Raw genomic sequence first — 18,227 nt, forward strand, 5'->3', positions numbered from 1 at the left:
AGCCTGCTGCCGGCGTCGGCCCTGCTACCTCCGGAAACACGTGCCACCGGAAACCCGGGCGCGTACGTCAATCGGCTAACACTCTAGTTTCGTAACATGCCTACCAGGCGCGAGTGCCATTCGCGCGCCGACTGGTCTGTAAGGGAAGCCACTTGGTCAACCACGAGGCGCAACCGGCCAGCCGCATCGGCCGCGGGCCATAGTTCGTAAAGATGCGGTTCTAAGGCGCGCGGATTGGCTTCCAAAGCGTCTACGAGGTCGAAAATAATCGTCCGCTGTTCCAGGTAGCGCGGATCATGTTCGCGCGGAGCCATCACGTAAGTAACCGCAATTCCCTTTAACGCGGTAATTTCTGCCCAGGTTTCTGCCGGTATCACGATTTGCCCGCCGTAGCGGCGCAGCGGTTCGCGTCCGTACTTGGCCCAAGTAGCGTGGCAAATCGCGCCAACGAAACGCCCGATCAAGTCTGAAGTAAGATCTTTCATCGCCGCTAGATCCCGGTGCGAGCCGGCAAACCCAAACGGCCAGTTTTCCTCCCGCACCAAACGATGCAAAGCACCGTCCACCGCCGCTGCGTCGGTATAGCCGTACCATTGCGCGCACGCGGCCGCAATGCGGGCACGTTCTTCTGAATCGCGCAAGTTTTCGGGGTGTAAAAATCCGCGTACGACGGCGTCTTCCACGTCATGCACGGAGTAAGCAATATCATCTGACATGTCCATGATTTGGGCTTCCACCGCGCGCTGTTTGCCGCGTTGCTGATGCAACCACTCGAAAACCGGGTAATCATCAGCGTAGTAATTGAACTTGCGGGTGGGCTTGCCTAGCGGACCCAAAGGCCCTTCCCCGCGCGCCCAAGGATATTTAATGGTGGCATCCAAAGTAGCGCGGGTAAGATTGAGGCCCGCTGCTTGCCCGTTCGGATGCAAACGTTTCGGTTCCAGCCGGGTCAAAATCCGGAGGGTTTGCGCATTGCCTTCAAAACCGCCAATATCTTTGGCTACTTCATTGAGGGCGGTTTCGCCATTGTGGCCAAACGGCGGGTGGCCTAAATCGTGGCTCAGGCACGCCGCTTCTACGAGGTCTTGATCGCACCCGAAATTCTTGGCTAAAGAGCGGCCCACCTGAGCTACCTCCAAAGAATGGGTGAGGCGCGTGCGCACAAAATCATCGGATTCTGGGCCTAATACCTGGGTTTTTGCGCCCAGCCGGCGCAGGGCCGAAGAATGCAGTACGCGGGCCCGGTCACGTTCAAAATCGGTGCGAGAACGTGATTTTGGCGGTTCTGGTACCCAGCGCTCCGTATCTTCTGCTTCGTAACCACGCGGTATATTTCCCGCGTTTACATTAATGCTCACACCTCAAGGGTAACTGCAATATCTATTCTGAGCCCACAGTATCCACACGCGCGTATCCACAAACGCGCGGGCGCCGTGAAATACCGCTCACCTCTCGAAAAATCGCCCGCCTCGCTTGAGATTGCAATGAGAATCATTACCATTATCGTTGTGTGGAAAGAGTGTGCCGTCCCTATTTGCTTCTTTTCTCTGAGCAGTGGCGGCCGTGCGGTAAGCACCTTCTTTTCCGGCAATCAAAGGTGCCGCGCGCATAGTTCGTGGCGGGCCGAATTACAAGGATAGAAAGAACAACGAATGCGTTCTACATTCACGCGACGCACGCGGGGCACTATCGCGGCACTTGCTGCTCTCGCGATTTCTGGGCTGGGGCTGAGTTCACCAGCATTCGCGGCCGGAACTAGCTCGCAACCGGCCACTCACAATGCCATCCTCCTCAATAAGGGAGTGACGGCACCGAATGTATGTGCCAATCCCGTCCACAACACTTTGACTCTCGAAACTGGACACACCGATATTTTCAACCCGGTAGTCAACGGCGATGGTATTTCCTTGGTTCTCAAGGAAGATGCTTCCAAGCCCGGAACCGGAGTTTTCCGCAACCCGAACTACGTGATTTTGGGGGTGCGCGAGGGGGCTTTCCAAAAGCAAACCGCGCAATTCTCCGAAATTGGTACGAGCGGTTATCTGCTCCCGGCCAATCAGGACCAGAACCTGGTGTGGCCGGGCTGGGATTCCCTCATGTTGGCTAACGACGCGAAATACGAAAACCCAGTTTCCGTGCGTTACGTTTTCGATACCGTTACCGGCCCGGGCCGGGCTTTCGTCTTCGGCTCCGGTGCTTTCGGGGAACTGAACCCGCGGCTAAATACGGGCGGTACGCAGATTACGGACGGTTCCTATGCGGAACAGGGCTTTTTGGCTCATGAACACGTGAACTGGTTGTTTGAAAAGCCGGGTGACTACGTGTTCACGGTCCATGCCGAAGTACATGCGCAAGACGGCAACGTTTACCATTCCGAGCAGGCCAGTTATCGCTGGGCAGTAGGCGATGCGGCAATCGCGCAGGCGAAGGAAACCGCTGCTGCCGAATCTGCGGTTCGTTGCGCCGGGGAAAACGGTGCTTTGGATCCTGCCGCTACGGCGAAGGAAGAAGAAGGTTTGGCCGCCGCGCAGGTGGTCAAGGCAGAAACCGCGGGCACCACCGAAACTGGCCAAGACGGTAGCAACCAGTCTGATGCCGGTAAGAACGACGCCGCTAACTCCGCCGCACCGGGTACGGGCACAGATACGAACAATTCGCAAAACAATGCCGGGCAGCAAACTGGTTCCCCAGATGCCACTTCCGGCAAGGATAACGCTGGCAATAACGCCCCGGCAGGCGATCAAGGCGGGGCTCAGAGCACTGCCCCTGATGCCGACCAGGGCGGAGCTCAGGGTGATGTCACTCTGTCTCCGGTAGCCACCGGGGCAGATAGCGGTTCTCCGGAGGCACCGGCTGCGGGCGGTACTGCTGCGGGAGGCGGGCAAGAAATCTGCTTGCCCACGGAAGTGAAGAAGGAAGTTTCGAAGGAAGAGGCCGAAAAGGTTAAGGCCGGCGGCAGCCAGGGAGCTACCACCGCTGATTCTGGCACCACCAAGTTGGGTGATTCGCACACGATTCCGGCCAATACGCACGTTCATCCGAACTGGATCTTCACTAAGCCGGGCACTTACAAGGTGCATTTCACGGCTGCCGCTACTTTGAAGAGTGGCGAAAAGGTTTCCACCCCGGTCACCTTGACTTTCAATGTGGGCGGTTCTGGAAATGCGAATGATGGCCACTTCGATTTGGGTGCCACGGTGAAGGACGGCAAGCTGGTACCGCTCGTCAAGGACGATCGCCGGCAGCCAGCCCAGTGGGTTGATCCGGCCAGTTTGACGTTCGGCTTGGGTGACAAGGCGAAGACGAAGGCCCCAGCCGGCCTCGAATTCATCGCTCCGGCCGGCGCGGAAATCTACACGATTTCCGCCACCCAGGTAGCCGGCGTGCCTTGGCTGGGCATGAACACTATGAACTCCGATTTCCTCAGCCAAACCACTGGCGAACTGCACTGGACCTTGCAGGGTGTGGACGGGCCGGGCGCGCTCGCCGTCTTCACCTCCGGCAACCTGGGCCAAACCGTTGGCGAACACTGGTTCGGTGGGCTTGCCGGTAAGGGCGATGCTCAGGCTCCGGCCGGCACCACCGGCCAGGCCCCGCAAAATGCCAAGGTCAGCGAGGAAAACGGCAAGTACTACGTGACCACGATCGAAGGTCGTACGCCCAGTGGGGAACCGTGCGAACTAGATCCGGCGAAGCGTCCGGGTGGCAAGCTCTCGCACACTGGTGCAGACACCACCTCGGCTACTGTTCTGGCAGGCATGTTCCTGTTTGCCGGTGCTTGCGCGGTGATTTCTGGTAATCGCTCCTACCGCCGGCGCCAGGCCTAATCACAAAATATGAACTGGACACCTTTCGGGCGGCCCCATCCGCGTTTTGCGCGGGCACGGCCGCCCGAAAGGCCGTCAAGCCTTCGTGTACACAGGCCACAGATTCGCTCGCCACAGGCTCACGCGCCATAGGTTCACGCGTCACAGGCTCATGCACCACAGGCTCACGCACCACAGGCTTACGCACCACAGGTGCACGCCCAGTTTTACCTACCCGTAGCTTTGCCCGTACTCCCGCGAAGTAAAAACGTAGAGAAGGAATACATCGCAATATGAGATTCCGCAGCATTCACCGCTCGCGCCCACCGCGTACCGCGCACGCGAACCGGCCCAGGCGGCGTCGGTTACCGGCACTGCTGGGCAGGTATGCAACCAGTTTGGCGCTTCTCGGAACGCTAACGCTCGGTGGTTGTACAGCCCCGGAAGCGCGCAGCGACGATACCGTAACGGTGGCTGCCTCTACCCCGATCATCGCTGACCTCGTTAGCAATGTTGCGGGCACGCGCGCACACACCACTTCGATCGTGCCCTTCGGCGCCGACCCGCATACTTATGAGCCCTCTTTGGCGGCGCTGAAGGATATTGCGCGGGCAGACGTCGTTTTCTCGAATGGGTTGCTCCTAGAAAGCCAGGCGCTCACGAATACGATTGACGCCAATCTGCCGAAAGGGACGCAAAACATTACGCTTGGCGATGCTGCGGTTGCGTACGGGGCACGGAATATCGCCCTGGTCGAAGATGCTTCGCTCGCTACCGTGTGGCTCGGTTTCCGGGTGGAAGACGACGCCGCCGCGGCCGCCAGCCACGGCGGTACGGATCCGCAAGCAGATACTGCGGATGCGGCAGATGGCGCGGATGCGGCAGATGCTGCGGATACTGCGGAGGCTGCGGCCCGCAAACAAAAGTCGAGCGTCACGCTCACGGCAAGTGCGGAAGGGCCCGGCCAGCTTTCTGCCTTCACCACCGGTACTTTCGGCCAGCCTACGGCCTGGATTGTTTCGGACCGAAAAGCGAGCGAAAATGAAATCGAATTGCCGCTAAACGCACACACCCACATGTCTTGGGGGTTTTCCGCCCCCGGGATTTACACCATGCATTTACAAGCCCACCTCAATGAGCCCGGGCAAGAGCCACGCCCACTCGGAGAAACCGATGTGACATTCGCGGTGGGTGTGGACCCGGCGCAAACCGGCCGCGAGCACCAAATAGATTCCGGGCACGTCGATATTACGGCCTACACTTCCGGCGCGCTCGATTTCCGCGGCGAAGTAGGCACAAAACAAACCACGCGCTGGGGCACGGATGAATCCGTAGTGGTAGTCCCCCATTCGGCGGCAACCACGGTACCGGGAGATCCCAGCTGGAACTTTTTGGGCCATCCGGGTAGCGAGGCCTGGGTTTTGGCGCAGGCCGTGGTTGGCAAACACGTGCATGGAGATATCGATCCGCACATGTGGCTCGATATTTCTAATGCGATCGCCTACGTGGAAGTAATCCGCACGGAACTAAGCCGTGTTGACCCGGCAGGTGCACCAGAATATGAAGCCAATGCAGCGGCCTATATTGAGCAACTTAGCGCGCTTGATGAATGGTCTGCCGGGGTTATCAGTTCCATTCCGAAAGCCAACCGGAAGCTGGTAACCACCCATGATGGTTTCGGATACTTGGCAGATGCCTACCATTTGCAGGTAGCCGGTTTTGTGGCACCTAACCCGACGGCGGAACCTTCCGCCCAGGCCCTTGCCAATCTCACCCGCACCTTGATTGATCTGCATGTACCAGCCGTATTTGCCGAACCAGGCTCGCGCGCCCACCGCGGCGAACTCGAAGCGGCCGCCCAAGCCGCAAACGCGCAAGTATGCGAACTGGTATCCGATACTCTCACAGAGCAGGCACACAGCTACGTGGCCCTAGTGGAAACCAATACCCAAACCCTGAAATCTTGCTTGGATCCGGGGGCACTGCCAGCCTGGCCGCCAGATTATTTAATACCGCAGCCCGGTTCCACCGCCTAAGTTGCAGTGCCACCGCCAAAGCACCGGTCGCGCAGCCAAGTATCAGCTGCGCTGCCTACTAAATTTGGGTTGCGCTGCCTAAGTAGCGGTTTTAGCACCGCCTACGTTTTGGTTTAGCCGCGGTAGTTTTCACCGGGCAAACACCCACAACCAGCGCATACGAAAAGAAACACAACCGGTACACACAAAAAGGAAAGAACAACAATCTCATGAAAAGATCTCGATTCACTCGCGGCATCCGCACCATCCGCGCCGGCGGCGCTACCCTGTGCGCTGCCCTGTGCGCTGCCCTGTTTGCCCTTACCGCCTCCCCGGTAGCTCTTGCCGATGAAGAACAATCCACGAATGCTGATCCGGCACTAACCCAAGTATTGGAAGCCGATGAAGAGGTTGCGCCCCTGGGCACACCCGCCGAACTCGACGAACACCATGCCGATCTAGGCCCGCGCCTCATCGACGGCAAGTGGACGCTCATGGTACGGGACGATTCAAAAGCCACGCCCGTATGGCGGCACCTGGAAGACGTAGTTTTCCGCGTGCACGACGCCGGCAAAATGACCGTGCCAGACACCAGCGATTACGCTTTCGTCAACGCCACCGGCGAGGCCTATATCATTCCCCAACAAGAAGTTCCCGGCGTTTTGTGGCTGGGCTGGAGCACCCAAGATCCCGAAGTAGTAAATACCGTCAACGGGCAAGTAAAACTCATCTACGGCGGCATGGAAGGGCCCGGCGGTTTCAATCTCTTCGTGCAAGCCGGTAACTTCGCCGGCCCCACCGAACTGTGGAACTCGGCCCAAGAAATCTCCCAGCCCATGAACGTAGACCTCAATACCCACACCCATGCCAACTGGGTTTTCGCCCAGCCCGGCGTGCATCTAATGCGCGTCACCGCTGCGGCCACCCTCACTGATGGCACCGCGGTAGAAGATACCCAAATCCTGCGCTTCGCCGTAGGCGACCAAGTCACCACGGAAGAAACCCGCCAAGCTACCTGGCCCGGCACCGCTGCCAACCTGCCCAGCGCGGAAGAAGCAAAGGCCGGCGCAACATCTGGCAATAGCGCCGCGGTTTCCACCCCCGCCACCAATTCCGGCGGAAACTCCACGGCCGGAATTATTGCGGTATGCGCCGTCGTTATCGCACTCGTGGCGCTCGCGGTACTGATCGTGTTTGCCCGCCGCCGCAAAGCCGCCCAACTCGCGGCCCTTGCCGGCCAAGCCAAAGAAAAGGCGCGCGCTGCCGGCTCCGAAGCCGCAGCCGCCACAACCGGTGCTAGCTCCCGGACATCCGGCTCGCCAGCAACAGATTCCCCGGCAACAGATTCCCCGGCAAACGGCTCGCCGGCCCCGCACTCCCCCAGCACAGAAGGGTAATAACTCGCATGCAACTGAAGGTGAAAGATCTGCACGTTTCGCTGGGCGGCCGGGAAGTGCTTACCGGCATCAACCTGGAACTGAGCGAGGGGCAACTCACCGGGCTGATCGGCCCGAACGGGGCAGGAAAAACTACGCTGATGCGTGCGATCCTCGGCCTGGTGAAAGCTAGTTCAGGAAGCGTGGAACTGGACGGAAAACGGCCGCAGCCGGGCGCGATTGGCTATGTGCCGCAACTTTCGCTTACCGAATGGACCTATCCGATTAGTGTGCAAGAACTAGTGGCTACCTCGTTTAGCGGGCAAAAACGCCGGTGGCGGCGCCGGCGCGCCGAAGAATGGCGGAAAGTCTATGCGGCCTTGGAAACCGTGGAGCTGCTCGACTATCGCGAACGGCCTATCGCGGAGCTTTCCGGCGGGCAAAAACAGCGCGTCGTGGTAGCCCGGGCGCTTGCCACCGATCCAGCCGTGCTCCTTCTGGATGAACCATTCACCGGACTGGATTATCCGAACCAAGATTCTTTGGCCACTTTATTTAGTTCCCTGGTGGGCACCGGGCGCGCAATCCTCATGTCTTCACATGATTTGCCGCAAGCCATGGACGTATGTACGGACTTGGTAATGCTCAACCGGACCGTGCGCGCACACGGCAAACCGGAAGAATTGCGCGATCCGCAACCCTGGCAAGAAACCTTCCAGGTTGGTAACGATTCTTCGCTTTTGCGTGTTTTGGGGGTCATCTAGTGAATATCATCGAGTTCTTCAACGATCTGAGTAATCCGGTACTTGCCTTTTTGCCGCGCGCGCTAATCGTGGCCATGCTTTCTTCTGTGGTGTGCGGAATTGTGGGAACGCACGTGGTTTTGCGCGGCATGTCCTTTGTGGGAGACGCCCTTTCACACGCGATCTTCCCCGGTATTGCTATTGCGTTCGCGCTTCAGGGGTCGATTATGGCGGGCGGGATGATTGCCGGTGGAATCGTGGCCCTGTTGATCGCGGCCGCCTCCCAAAACCGCAAGCTTCGGGAAGATTCCCTCATCGGAATTTTCATGGCTGGAAGCTTCGCCTTGGGCGTTATTATTATTTCCCGCATCCCCGGGTACACCGGTTCTTTGGAATCTTTCCTGTTCGGTTCGCTCACCGGCGTTTCCGATTCGCAATTGGTAACGGTTGCGATTACCGGCGCACTAATTTTGCTCTGCCTTGCCTTCCTACATCCGCAACTGGTGGCCTCCACAGTAGACCGTGACTACGCGCAGACCTTAGGCATCCGGCAAGGGCCTTTGGACGCCGTGCTCTACCTGTTAGTAGCCGCAACCGTGGTGATCTCGGTGCAGTCGATCGGCAATATTTTGGTGCTCGCCTTACTCGTAACCCCGGCCGCAAGCGCGCGTTTGCTTACGAACCGGCTCGTGCCAATGATGGTTATTTCTCCCCTGCTCGGCTGTTTTGCGGCTTTTATGGGGGTGTGGATTTCGTGGTCCTGGGATTGGCCGGCCGGTGCTTCTATCGTCATGGTGCTCATGGTGGTTTTCGCGGCCGCCTGGGTGGTTTCTTCCGTCCGTACGGCTCGGCGCCGCCGCGGGCAGGCCGTGCCGGCATAGGCCGTACCGGCATAGTTCGAAATTTTCCTATCCGAACCAGCTTTGTTTTTTTCACACTCGCCTAGAATTACTTCGGAACGAGTACCGGAGCAATGAAGACCGGCGTGCGTGCCTCTCTGCTTGATTTCGAGTTGTGTTCCTAAGGTTTAGCACCCGAAAGAAGGCAGGATGGTTATGCATAGGCTCGCAAAAGTTTCCCTCGTGCTCGCAATCCTCTATTCGGCTTTGTTCTCCTTCCAATTGCTGGTAGACCTTGATAGCTATAAGCCGCTCGGGGCGCGGAGCACTTTCACCGTGGAGGAAGTGAGTACCGAAAGTAAAGCCGCAGCTTTGCAGGCCTTGCAGGAAAGTGCCGCAACACATCAGGCAAATATTTATAAAATCGCGCATCGGCAAGACAATTCCTTTGAGGGGCGCATCCTCTTCGCTTTTATTGGTGATACCGCTAGTTTTGAGGAAGCGGGCGGCGAAGATTATCCTTCCGTAGTAACCGGTAAACACGCTACTCAGGTGCGTGCCGGTAGCGAGATCACCACGGAGGATTTGCGTGGCACTTACGCCACCTCTTTGGCTTACTCCAGTGCTGACTATGCCGCTCTCCTGGCAGATTTGGAAACGGCCGGTTTTCGTTGCACTTCGCAACGGGTTCCTACCATCGCCCTGGTGCTTTTCACGGTGAGTACGAATAACAGCTCCGCCACCATGGCGATCCTCTTTGTTCTCACCCTTCTCACCTTTGGATACGGTGCTTCCCAAAGCCGCAAAATCCGCGCTCTGGAAGAAATACACGGCTATTCCACCGCGCAAATGCTCCGGCGGGACGTGCGTGATCTGAGCAAGATTTTTGCGCTGTTCTTGCCTCCAACTTTGCTTGTGACCCTGCTCGCTTTGTTTGTTTATAACAGCCTGCAACAGCTGAGCCGCTACTTGCAGATTTTGGTTCTCACCTGGGCGGGGTTTTATGTTTTTGCCCTGCTGGCTTGCGTGCTTGCCACGATCACTTTGGGTATTCGCGCTCCGGTCGCCGTGCTCAAAGGGGACCGTGCGGGAAGGAGCCTCGCGGTGTTTTCCACTATCGCCGCCCTCGGCACGCTCATTATTGTGTTTGCGACGACGACGGCCACCTGCAACCGGATCGACGCCGTAAACACTCTCACCAAAGAATCGGCACAATGGCGCGCGAATGGCCAACTATATGCGTTGCGTCTTACTACCACCGGCAACCAGTATGACGATATGGAAGCAGCGCCGGCCTTCCAGCAAATCGTGGCCCAAGCCGAGCAAGACGGCAAAGTCCTCTTGGTCGCATATAACGACTATGCGCTTATAGGCGAAGCCGAACCACCGATGGATGGGTATCCGGCCAGCGATCCATACGCGAGGGGTGGTAGCAAATCTTTGCTAGTGAATGGAAACTATTTGGACCGCCAAACAGTGGTGGACGTTTCCGGGCGGCGGCTCACGTCCGCCGTCGTACCCACCGAAACCGGGCACTACCTACTCCTGGTACCTGAAAACTATCCCGGAGATGTAGAACTACTTGCCGAAAAATACAATAAGGATTTCACTCCTTCGCACTGTAAGCCTGAGCTGGCTTCGGAGGTAACAGATCCCGAACCGTGTTTCACGCTCCATGCACAGGTGATAAGGATTCCGGCGGGTCAGACATACAGCACGTATGGTGGCACCAAATATCAGCCGGCAGATGATCAAGCAGCTACCCGGCTGCAAGATCCGATTATTGCCGTAGCCTCCGCTGCTTCGCAGGTAGTGCCCCCGATCTCATACATTTCCTATGCTTCTACCGATGATCTGTTCTTTACAGATTCGCAGGCTTTGGATGCCGCGCTGGTACAGGCCGGGATCCGCGGTAACTTCCAAGGGATAGATAATGCCGCGGATGCCGTGACCACTTCGGTGCAACTTGCCCAACAGGCTCTCCAACAAGATCTTATTAGTATGGCGCTTGCCCTGTTCGTGCTAGTAACGGCAGCGATTATTTTCGCTGAGATCTATTGCGACCGGTTCCAGAAACGTAATTTCTTGCGCAAAATCCACGGGTATCCTTTCGCGGTTCGGCATCTGAGCTATCTCGCGGTGGAAATCATGGTGGTGCTCCTGGCTCTGGCCTGCAGTTTTGGTATCGCCCACGTAGAACTTTCGGTACGCAACTGCCTGCTCCTGGCGGGGCTAAGCGGCCTGTACCTTTTGCTTTCGGTATCCACCCTGATTGCTTATGAGCGGCGTTTCAATGCCACGATTATCAAACGGGATTAGCGAGGCGTTAGTAGACCTCACAACCGTACTCACAACAACAAACTCTCCGCACCTGTTTTAGTTTTATCTCTCTTTATCTCGCCCACCAGAAAGGGGGAAACATTATGGCAAGCCAGGCAACTGCAGGCCCGGTGCTGCAAGTGCAGAACTTGGTGAAAAAGTTCGGGAACCACACGGTACTTCCCGGGGTGAGTTTTTCGGTTCCGGCCGGCACCATGCTGGCGGTGACCGGGCCTTCCGGTTCCGGGAAAACCACGCTTTTGAATTGTTTGGGGCTGCTGGAAAATTTTGATTCCGGCGAGTTTTCCTTCGGAAGCTTTCACGCGGTTAAACATGGTTCCCGGAAGGCGCGTGGGTTCTTCCGGGATGTGCTCGGGTTTCTATTCCAAAACTACGGTTTGATCGAGGATTGGACCGTGGCAGAAAACTTGCGGTTACCTTTGCAAGTGCGGCAACTCCATAAAACGGAAAGACGGGAGCGGATGGCGCAGGCCCTGGCTCAGGTGGGTTTGACGGGCCGTGAAAAGTCGAAGGTCTACACGCTTTCCGGTGGAGAACAGCAACGCGTGGCGCTGGCCCGATTACTGCTGAAAGAACCGCAGCTGATTTTGGCGGATGAGCCTACTTCCGCGCTCGACGCCGCTAATTCGGACGTGGTGATGCAAGCTTTGCGGCAACGCGCCGCTGCGGGCGCGCTGGTAATCCTCTCCACGCACAACCCGGCTATCGTTCAGCTTTGCGATTCGGTGCTCGACTTAGGCACAGCCCCGGCCCAACAATAACGGTGAGTGGCCGGCAGATGGCTGGCCCGCCGGAAACGGAAACCGGCACGCACACGGCAACCGGCAGGCACACGGCAACCGGCAGGCTTAGCTACCGGCCGGGTTAGGCTTCGGCCACTTCGATTTCTCCGGAAGCTATTTTCGCGGCCTGTGCCGGGCTCAGTTCGCGCGAATCCAGCCACCCCTCGGGTAGGGCCGCCGGTTTTTCGGTACCGCCCCGGCCGCGCCGGCCTTCCGCCGCATCGGGGAAAGGCTGGGAAAGATCGAGGGTAGCGAAAATGTTTTCCAGGTCTGCCAAGGAAGATACTAGCGAGAGCGCGTGGCGGGCCGGGCCGCCTACGCTGTACCCGTGCATATAGTTCGCCATATGCCCGCGCATATGCCGCATTGCTTGTTCTTCGTTACCGAAATGACGAACCGCAAGTTTGGCGTGGCGCATTATCTGCGCGGCTACCTCGGCCAGCCCGGGCCGTTTGCGGGCAGGGCTGCCGTGGAGGGCGGCTGCGATGTCGTAGAACAGCCAGGGGCGGCCTTGAGCGCCGCGGGCCACCGCTACTCCGGCTACCCCGGTTTGTTCCATCATGGCCAGGGCGTCTGCGGCTTCAAAAATATCGCCATTGCCGATCACGGGTAGCTCGGTCATGGCGGCTAGCTCTGCTAAACGGTCCCACTGGGCGTCTGCCGAATAGCGCTGGGTGCAGGTGCGGGCGTGCATGGTAAGAGCGCTAATACCGGCATCTTCGGCAATATGGACGAGGTCGCGGAAAGTTTCGTGTTGGCTATCCACACCGATCCGGAACTTCGCCGTCACCGGGATAGTAAAATCTCGGTCCTGGCTAGCTTCGCGAGCCGCGCGTACCGATTCTTCTAAAACCTGGCGGAGTAAATCGGTTTTCCATGGCAGTGCCGCTCCCCCGCCTTTCCGGGTGACCTTCGGCATCGGACACCCAAAGTTCAGGTCAATATGGTCTACCCGGTTTTCGCTTACCAACATGTGTACTGCCCGGCCCGTCATCTTCGGGGAAACCCCATAGATTTGAATAGAGCGCACCGGATCACCCGGATCGGGAGCAATCATGCGCAAGCTCACTTCGCGGCGTTCTACCAAGGCCCGGGAAGTTATCATTTCGCACACGAACAGCCCAGCTGGCGCGAAAGTGCCCGGCGTGGCATTACGTTTAGCCAGCTGTGCCGCCGGATCATAGCCTGCCGCGCGGGCTCCAGCTTCTGCTTCCTCCCGAACCAGCTGGCGAAATGGTGGGTTGGTTACACCGGCCATTGGTGCTAAAACGAGCGGAGTACCAACCGTAATATCGCCAATCTGTAATTTGTGTTTGCCGCCCGGCGTTGGCACGGCAGTAGCTTGCCGATCTGTGTTTTCTTCACTCATTCCCGTGTGCTCGTACCTTCCCATAAAATCCGCAGAACCGGCTTGTAGCATTGCCTAGCAGAATTGCGCTACCGGATTGCCGTAGATCCGTATTGCCGCAGGTCCGCAACTACTGTAGGTCCGCAGCTACTGTAGATCTGCAAACTTAGCTGCGCTAGCGCATTCTAACCACTTTGCCCCGCCTTCGCCTATCGGCTTTCGCATATATCTCGCCTGGTAGTCTGCCTATGTCAGAAAGAGACATTAGGGATTTTGTCAGGGACTTTGAAAGTAGAGGACCGTCCTGTTCGCCGCCCTAAAAACAATTTGGCGGGCGGGCACGGAAATATCCGTGAGCTGGCGGGCGGCGAAAGCCGGCGGGCGCTAGCTCTAGCAGTAGTGGAGGTTGCTATGGCAGAAAAGGAAAAGGCAGCAGCAGGAACCGCAGAAACCACGGGTGGCTCGGCGGAAGAAGCCACCGGCGCCGCGGAAGCAACCCCGGGCACCTGCGCGAGCGAAAACACAAGCCCAGCGGATGAAGCCACCGGCGCAGCGGATAAAGCCACCGGCGCAGCGGAAGAAACCCAGCGTGGCCCGGCTGCGCCTGCCCCCACTCCCCTTGATATTGTTGCCCTCCCAGAAGCCACGGCGAAAGAAATTACGGCTTTGCTAGACCGCGCGGTGCGCGATAATGCCGGGGAAAAAAATGGCCGCGTGAAAGACGTCTTCGTCGATAACGAAACACAAGAGCCCGTCTATGCGCTTATCGCCCATGGACGATTGCATCTTTCTACCAGTCTGGTCCCGATTGCGGGGCTCAAACTGGATACTTCCGCCAAACGGCCTTTCGTGGCCTGCAAATATGCGGCAGAAACGATTTTGAGCGCTCCCGAATACGATCCGGCTCTCGGCCTTACCGAGGAAGTGCGCGCCGCGATTGCCGCGCACTACGCCGCGGATACTGCCGCTTCTTCGGCTGCTTCTACTGCTGTCTAGGCGCGCTAAAACTGCCGCTACCTAGGCGCGCTAAAGCTGCCGCCCGCCTAGCGCGCTAAAGCTGCCGCGGGGCGCGGCTCACCGTAGCGGCATGGTTGCCATACACCGCTACGGGTCTTGTACACCGCTACGGGCCGGCGCCGCCAACTGCTACCTAGTCCAGATTCTTTTTCTCCCGGCTGGGAGCTACCGGTGCCAGCATGGCAGCAATTGCTGTGGTAGCCGGGATCGCCAGTACCAGCCCAATGGAAGCAGCCAGAGTGCGGGCGATTTCTTCGGAAATCTGGGCAACTTGCAGAAGGTCTAAGAAAGGCCGATCGTAGAGCGAAGCCAAGATGAGGAGCGGCAGCGCGCTTCCCACATAAGCAAAAGCCAGGGTGTAAACCGTGGAGGCAATATGGTCTCGGCCAATTGCCATACCTCGCATGAACAGCCGGCGGCGGGAAGAATGCGGGCTTTCCGCATGCAATTCCCAAATTGTGGAGACTTGCGTAATCGTCACGTCATTGAGCGCGCCCAACCCGGCTAGCACAATCCCGCACAGCAAAAGCGAACGCATATTCATGCCGCCCAGGTTCCAAGACAGCATGGCCCCTTCATCGCCGGTAGCGCCCGTCAAGTTCTGTGCATCTACCGCCCAGGTAGCCACGCCCGCCGTGATTACCAGCCCGAAAGCCGTCCCGAGAATCGCCGTCGTCGTACGAATAGAAACTCCGTGCGCCAAATATATCGAAAGGAACATCATGGCGCCCCCGCCGGCAAGCACCACGGGCAAGGCGGAAGTGCCGCTCGCGAGCGCCGGGATCATAAACAGGCCGACCACGAGGAGAGAAGCTCCCAGGCCGAGCAAGGACATGAATCCTTTCCGGCCAGCAACTAGTAAAACTACGGCAATATATACGGCGAGGAGGGCGAGCATGGCCGGGCCGCGTTCGAAATCTACGAATACGTAGGCCACGCCTGATTCCAGCATGGATGGGGTGAAGCGGGCTTGGATGGTATCGCCTACGGATAGTCCGGAGGCTACTACTTCGGCAGGAACGTGTACGGGTACGGAGATGCCGTCTACGTTCATTTGGACTTCGGTTTGGCCCAGTTCATCGGTGGTTCCTACGGAAGTAATTTTTCCGCGTACCAAGGATGATTTCTCGTCATTGAGAGGAATTGATCCTACCGGGGTTTCCCCGCGCGGCCATAAAACGATGAGGCCGATTATGGTGGCGAGAGCCATCGGCACAACGATGGCCGCCAAGATTTTCGCGATGCGACCGCGCGAGGCGGCTGACAACGGGGTCGCCGCCCCGCTCGGCGCATGAATGTGCATATGGATTAGGCCCCCACGAGCTTTCCGGCCAGGTAGCTTTCTACCTCGGCAATCGGGATGCGGACCTGTTCCATGGTGTCGCGGTCTCGGACCGTAGCTGCGTTATCTTCCAACGAATCGAAATCGATGGTGATGCAGAACGGGGTGCCGATTTCGTCTTGCCGGCGATAGCGGCGGCCCACCGCGCCCGAATCGTCGAAGTCCACGTTCCAGTATTTACGCAAGCTGTCGGCCAGTTCGCGGGCCAATGGCGTGAGCTTTTCGTTTCGGGAAAGCGGGAGTACGGCTGCCTTGACCGGGGCGAGCCGCGGGTCGAGGCGCAGTACCGTACGCTTATCTACCCCGCCCTTCGTGTTTGGCGCTTCATCTTCGGTGTAGGCCGAAACGAGGAAGGCCATGAGCGAGCGGGTGAGCCCGGCGGAAGGTTCGATCACGTACGGGATGTAACGCTTGCCGGTCTTCTGGTCGAAGTAGCTCAAATCCTTACCCGAATGTTCAATATGGGTAGAAAGGTCGAAATCGGTGCGGTTGGCAATGCCTTCGAGTTCTCCCCATTCCCCGCCGGCAAATCCGAATTTGAACTCGATATCTACCGTGCGTTTTGAATAGTGTGAAAGCTTTTCTTGCGGGTGTTCGTACAGGCGTAGTTCTTCGGCCGGAATGCCCAGGTCTTGGTACCAGGCGAGGCGGTGGTCAATCCAGTACTGATGCCATTCTTCATCGGTTCCCGGTTCCACAAAGAATTCGAGTTCCATTTGCTCAAATTCGCGGGTGCGGAAAATAAAGTTACCGGGCGTGATTTCGTTCCGGAAAGATTTTCCGATCTGCCCGATCCCGAAGGGCGGCTTCATGCGGGAAGACTGTTGCACATTAGAGAAGTTTGTGAAAATTCCCTGCGCGGTTTCCGGGCGCAGATAGTGCAGTGCGGATTCGTCTTGCACCGGCCCCAGATAGGTTTTAAGCATCATGTTGAAATCGCGCGGTTCCGTCCATTTTCCGGTTACCCCGCACGCCGGGCACTGTAGTTCTGCCAGTTCGATGCTTTCCGGTTCAGCAATATCGTGCTTGCTTGCCTGTTCTTCTTGCAGCTGGTCCATGCGGAAGCGGCGGTTACAGTTCAAGCATTCGATAAGCGGGTCGTTAAAGACGCCCACGTGGCCGGAGGCCACCCAAACTTCCCGGGGAAGGATAATCGCGGAGTCTAGCCCCACCACATCACCCCGGCTTTGCACCATGTATTTCCACCACTGGCGCTTAATATTTTCCTTTAACTCGGTCCCCAGCGGACCGTAGTCCCACGCGGAGCGTGAGCCCCCGTAGATTTCACCGGATTGGAACACAAAACCTCGCCGTTTTGCGAGGGCAATGACGTTATCGAGACGCGTGGGAGCTTTTTTCGCCACCTTACTATTATCCTTTCCCGCGCATCCGGCTGATGCGCGCGAGGCCATTGTACGGGTTGCGCCGCCTAAGCAGTATGCCAAACCTCCCGGAGTGCCGAGTTTTTTACCGCCACCCGATCCGCGCTTCGTGCCAAATACGCGGGTATCCACCTGCCGCTTTGACAAGATTAGCGTGAATCGGCACGATAAGTTACGTGAGTACTTTTCTTCGCCGCCTCAGCGCACTTGCAACGGTTTGTATGCTTAGCCTTGCTGGTTGTACGACGCCGCCGCCCGGCCCGGCTGCTTCTTCTTCCGGCCCTGCAGCTGACTCAGACACTGTGCAAACCCCCGCTGCGCCGAAAATTCGGGTAACTGCCACTAGTTATCCCATTGCCTGGGTGGCAGAACAGATTGGCGGCGAATATGCCACCGTTAGCATGGCCACCCCGGCCGGCGTCGATCCTTTACTTTATGCTTATACACCGGATGAGCTGGCGCAACTGGGTGAGGCTTCCGATGTGCTGTTCTATGTTGCGGGTTTCCAGCCGGCCCTAGATGAAAATCTGGCACAGGTGAGTACGCCTGCGGTCGATTTAGCCCCGCACGTGCAGCTCGTCCACCATCGCGCGTTGGCCGGTAACCACGGTGATGAATCCGGAGAAGCAGGCCGCCAGCTCGATCCGTATTTCTGGCACGATACCGAAAGGCTTACCCGCCTGGCCGGCGCCGTGCGCGAGGCTTTGAGCAATATGGATCCGGCGCATGCCACCGAATACGCGCAGGCACTGGATTCGCTTACCGGGAAGCTCAATGAGCTGGATGCGCATTATGCTGCCGGGCTAGCCCAGTGTGCCACGCGCACCGTCGTCACCTACCGGCCCGCCTACGCTTATATGACAGACCGTTACCATCTACAGCAAGTAGCAGTGCAGGCGATGGACCCCGCGATCACTCCCACCGCAAAAGATATCCGAAACGTAAAACTCGAGATCAACGCCAATCACGTGGGCACAGTTTTTACGGAAGGCGGTAACAGCGAAGCAATAGCGCAACTAGCCGCCGAAACCGGCACCCAAGTGGCAAGCCTGGATTCTCTTTCCACTCCCCCGGCACAAGGTGACTATTTGAGCGGCATGGAAGACAATCTGCAGTCGCTACGCGCCGGGCTGGGGTGCCAGTAACGTTCCCGCACGGGGACGGCTAAGCTAAGGGATAGCCGGTTTGGGCTACGTGCAGGCCGCAAATAGCGCCAGTACCCCGTCCCCCGTACCGG

At 58.0% G+C, this 18,227-nt stretch carries 13 protein-coding genes; 9 read left to right on the forward strand and 4 right to left on the reverse strand.

The window, feature by feature from the left end; all coding sequences use genetic code 11:
- Positions 1 to 83: 83 nt before the first annotated feature.
- Positions 84 to 1,358: a deoxyguanosinetriphosphate triphosphohydrolase gene (locus tag H8274_RS06535; protein ID WP_244924544.1), complete on the reverse strand. Its 1,275-nt coding sequence runs from the start codon at positions 1,356 to 1,358 to the stop codon at positions 84 to 86.
- Between the two features lie 294 nt (positions 1,359 to 1,652).
- Here H8274_RS06535 and H8274_RS06540 point away from each other — a divergent pair, with 294 nt between their 5' ends.
- The 7 genes from H8274_RS06540 to H8274_RS06570 all read left to right on the forward strand — a co-directional run bounded on the left by H8274_RS06540 (position 1,653) and on the right by H8274_RS06570 (position 11,880).
- Entirely contained in the window at positions 1,653 to 3,827 is a 2,175-nt protein-coding gene (locus tag H8274_RS06540) for a choice-of-anchor M domain-containing protein (protein WP_185934128.1), read from the forward strand.
- Between the two features lie 377 nt (positions 3,828 to 4,204).
- Positions 4,205 to 5,842 (forward strand): anchored repeat ABC transporter, substrate-binding protein, encoded by a 1,638-nt coding sequence (locus H8274_RS06545; RefSeq protein ID WP_244924545.1) that lies wholly within the window; start codon positions 4,205 to 4,207, stop codon positions 5,840 to 5,842.
- A gap of 209 nt (positions 5,843 to 6,051) precedes the next feature.
- Positions 6,052 to 7,218, forward strand: a complete 1,167-nt coding sequence (locus H8274_RS06550) for a choice-of-anchor M domain-containing protein (protein WP_185934130.1) — start codon at positions 6,052 to 6,054, stop codon at positions 7,216 to 7,218.
- 8 nt (positions 7,219 to 7,226) lie between these two features.
- Positions 7,227 to 7,961, forward strand: coding sequence for an anchored repeat-type ABC transporter ATP-binding subunit (locus H8274_RS06555; RefSeq protein WP_185934131.1), 735 nt, complete (start codon positions 7,227 to 7,229; stop codon positions 7,959 to 7,961).
- A complete protein-coding gene (locus H8274_RS06560) occupies positions 7,961 to 8,821 on the forward strand; it encodes an anchored repeat-type ABC transporter permease subunit (protein ID WP_074660566.1) in 861 nt (286 codons plus the stop codon). The genes H8274_RS06555 and H8274_RS06560 overlap by 1 nt, the downstream gene beginning before the upstream one ends.
- 174 nt (positions 8,822 to 8,995) lie before the next feature.
- Positions 8,996 to 11,098 carry a bacteriocin-associated integral membrane family protein gene (locus tag H8274_RS06565; RefSeq protein WP_143021719.1) on the forward strand — a complete coding sequence of 701 codons (2,103 nt, stop codon included), beginning with the start codon at positions 8,996 to 8,998 and terminating at the stop codon, positions 11,096 to 11,098.
- 104 nt (positions 11,099 to 11,202) lie between these two features.
- On the forward strand, positions 11,203 to 11,880 hold the full coding sequence (locus H8274_RS06570; protein ID WP_218122526.1) for an ABC transporter ATP-binding protein: 678 nt from the start codon (positions 11,203 to 11,205) through the stop codon (positions 11,878 to 11,880).
- A 103-nt stretch (positions 11,881 to 11,983) separates the two neighbouring features.
- On the opposite strand, the gene dusB is transcribed toward H8274_RS06570, so the two are convergent.
- Positions 11,984 to 13,270 (reverse strand): tRNA dihydrouridine synthase DusB, encoded by a 1,287-nt coding sequence (gene dusB, locus H8274_RS06575; protein WP_185934132.1) that lies wholly within the window; start codon positions 13,268 to 13,270, stop codon positions 11,984 to 11,986.
- A gap of 390 nt (positions 13,271 to 13,660) precedes the next feature.
- Between dusB and H8274_RS06580 the strand changes: the two genes are divergently transcribed.
- A complete protein-coding gene (locus H8274_RS06580; protein WP_185934133.1) occupies positions 13,661 to 14,245 on the forward strand; it encodes a PRC-barrel domain-containing protein in 585 nt (194 codons plus the stop codon).
- A gap of 154 nt (positions 14,246 to 14,399) precedes the next feature.
- Here H8274_RS06580 and H8274_RS06585 read toward each other — a convergent pair whose 3' ends face one another.
- Entirely contained in the window at positions 14,400 to 15,569 is a 1,170-nt protein-coding gene (locus H8274_RS06585; protein ID WP_185934134.1) for a YibE/F family protein, read from the reverse strand.
- A 5-nt stretch (positions 15,570 to 15,574) separates the two neighbouring features.
- Positions 15,575 to 17,020: a glycine--tRNA ligase gene (locus H8274_RS06590; protein ID WP_065415182.1), complete on the reverse strand. Its 1,446-nt coding sequence runs from the start codon at positions 17,018 to 17,020 to the stop codon at positions 15,575 to 15,577.
- Positions 17,021 to 17,166: 146 nt separating this feature from the next.
- Between H8274_RS06590 and H8274_RS06595 the strand changes: the two genes are divergently transcribed.
- Complete coding sequence (locus H8274_RS06595) at positions 17,167 to 18,135, forward strand: metal ABC transporter substrate-binding protein (protein ID WP_185934135.1); 969 nt, start codon at positions 17,167 to 17,169, stop codon at positions 18,133 to 18,135.
- The last annotated feature ends 92 nt before the right edge of the window (positions 18,136 to 18,227 follow it).

Source organism: Actinobaculum suis, assembly GCF_900618115.1.
GTDB lineage: Bacteria > Actinomycetota > Actinomycetes > Actinomycetales > Actinomycetaceae > Actinobaculum > Actinobaculum suis.

Coding starts and splice junctions, on each gene's coding strand:
- H8274_RS06540 (WP_185934128.1), top strand. CDS start 1,653: ATGCGTTCTACATTCACGCGACGCACGCGGGGCACTATCGCGGCACTT.
- H8274_RS06550 (WP_185934130.1), top strand. CDS start 6,052: ATGAAAAGATCTCGATTCACTCGCGGCATCCGCACCATCCGCGCCGGC.
- H8274_RS06555 (WP_185934131.1), top strand. CDS start 7,227: ATGCAACTGAAGGTGAAAGATCTGCACGTTTCGCTGGGCGGCCGGGAA.
- H8274_RS06565 (WP_143021719.1), top strand. CDS start 8,996: ATGCATAGGCTCGCAAAAGTTTCCCTCGTGCTCGCAATCCTCTATTCG.
- H8274_RS06570 (WP_218122526.1), top strand. CDS start 11,203: ATGGCAAGCCAGGCAACTGCAGGCCCGGTGCTGCAAGTGCAGAACTTG.
- dusB (WP_185934132.1), bottom strand. CDS start 13,270: ATGAGTGAAGAAAACACAGATCGGCAAGCTACTGCCGTGCCAACGCCG.
- H8274_RS06580 (WP_185934133.1), top strand. CDS start 13,661: ATGGCAGAAAAGGAAAAGGCAGCAGCAGGAACCGCAGAAACCACGGGT.
- H8274_RS06585 (WP_185934134.1), bottom strand. CDS start 15,569: ATGCACATTCATGCGCCGAGCGGGGCGGCGACCCCGTTGTCAGCCGCC.
- H8274_RS06590 (WP_065415182.1), bottom strand. CDS start 17,020: ATGGCCTCGCGCGCATCAGCCGGATGCGCGGGAAAGGATAATAGTAAG.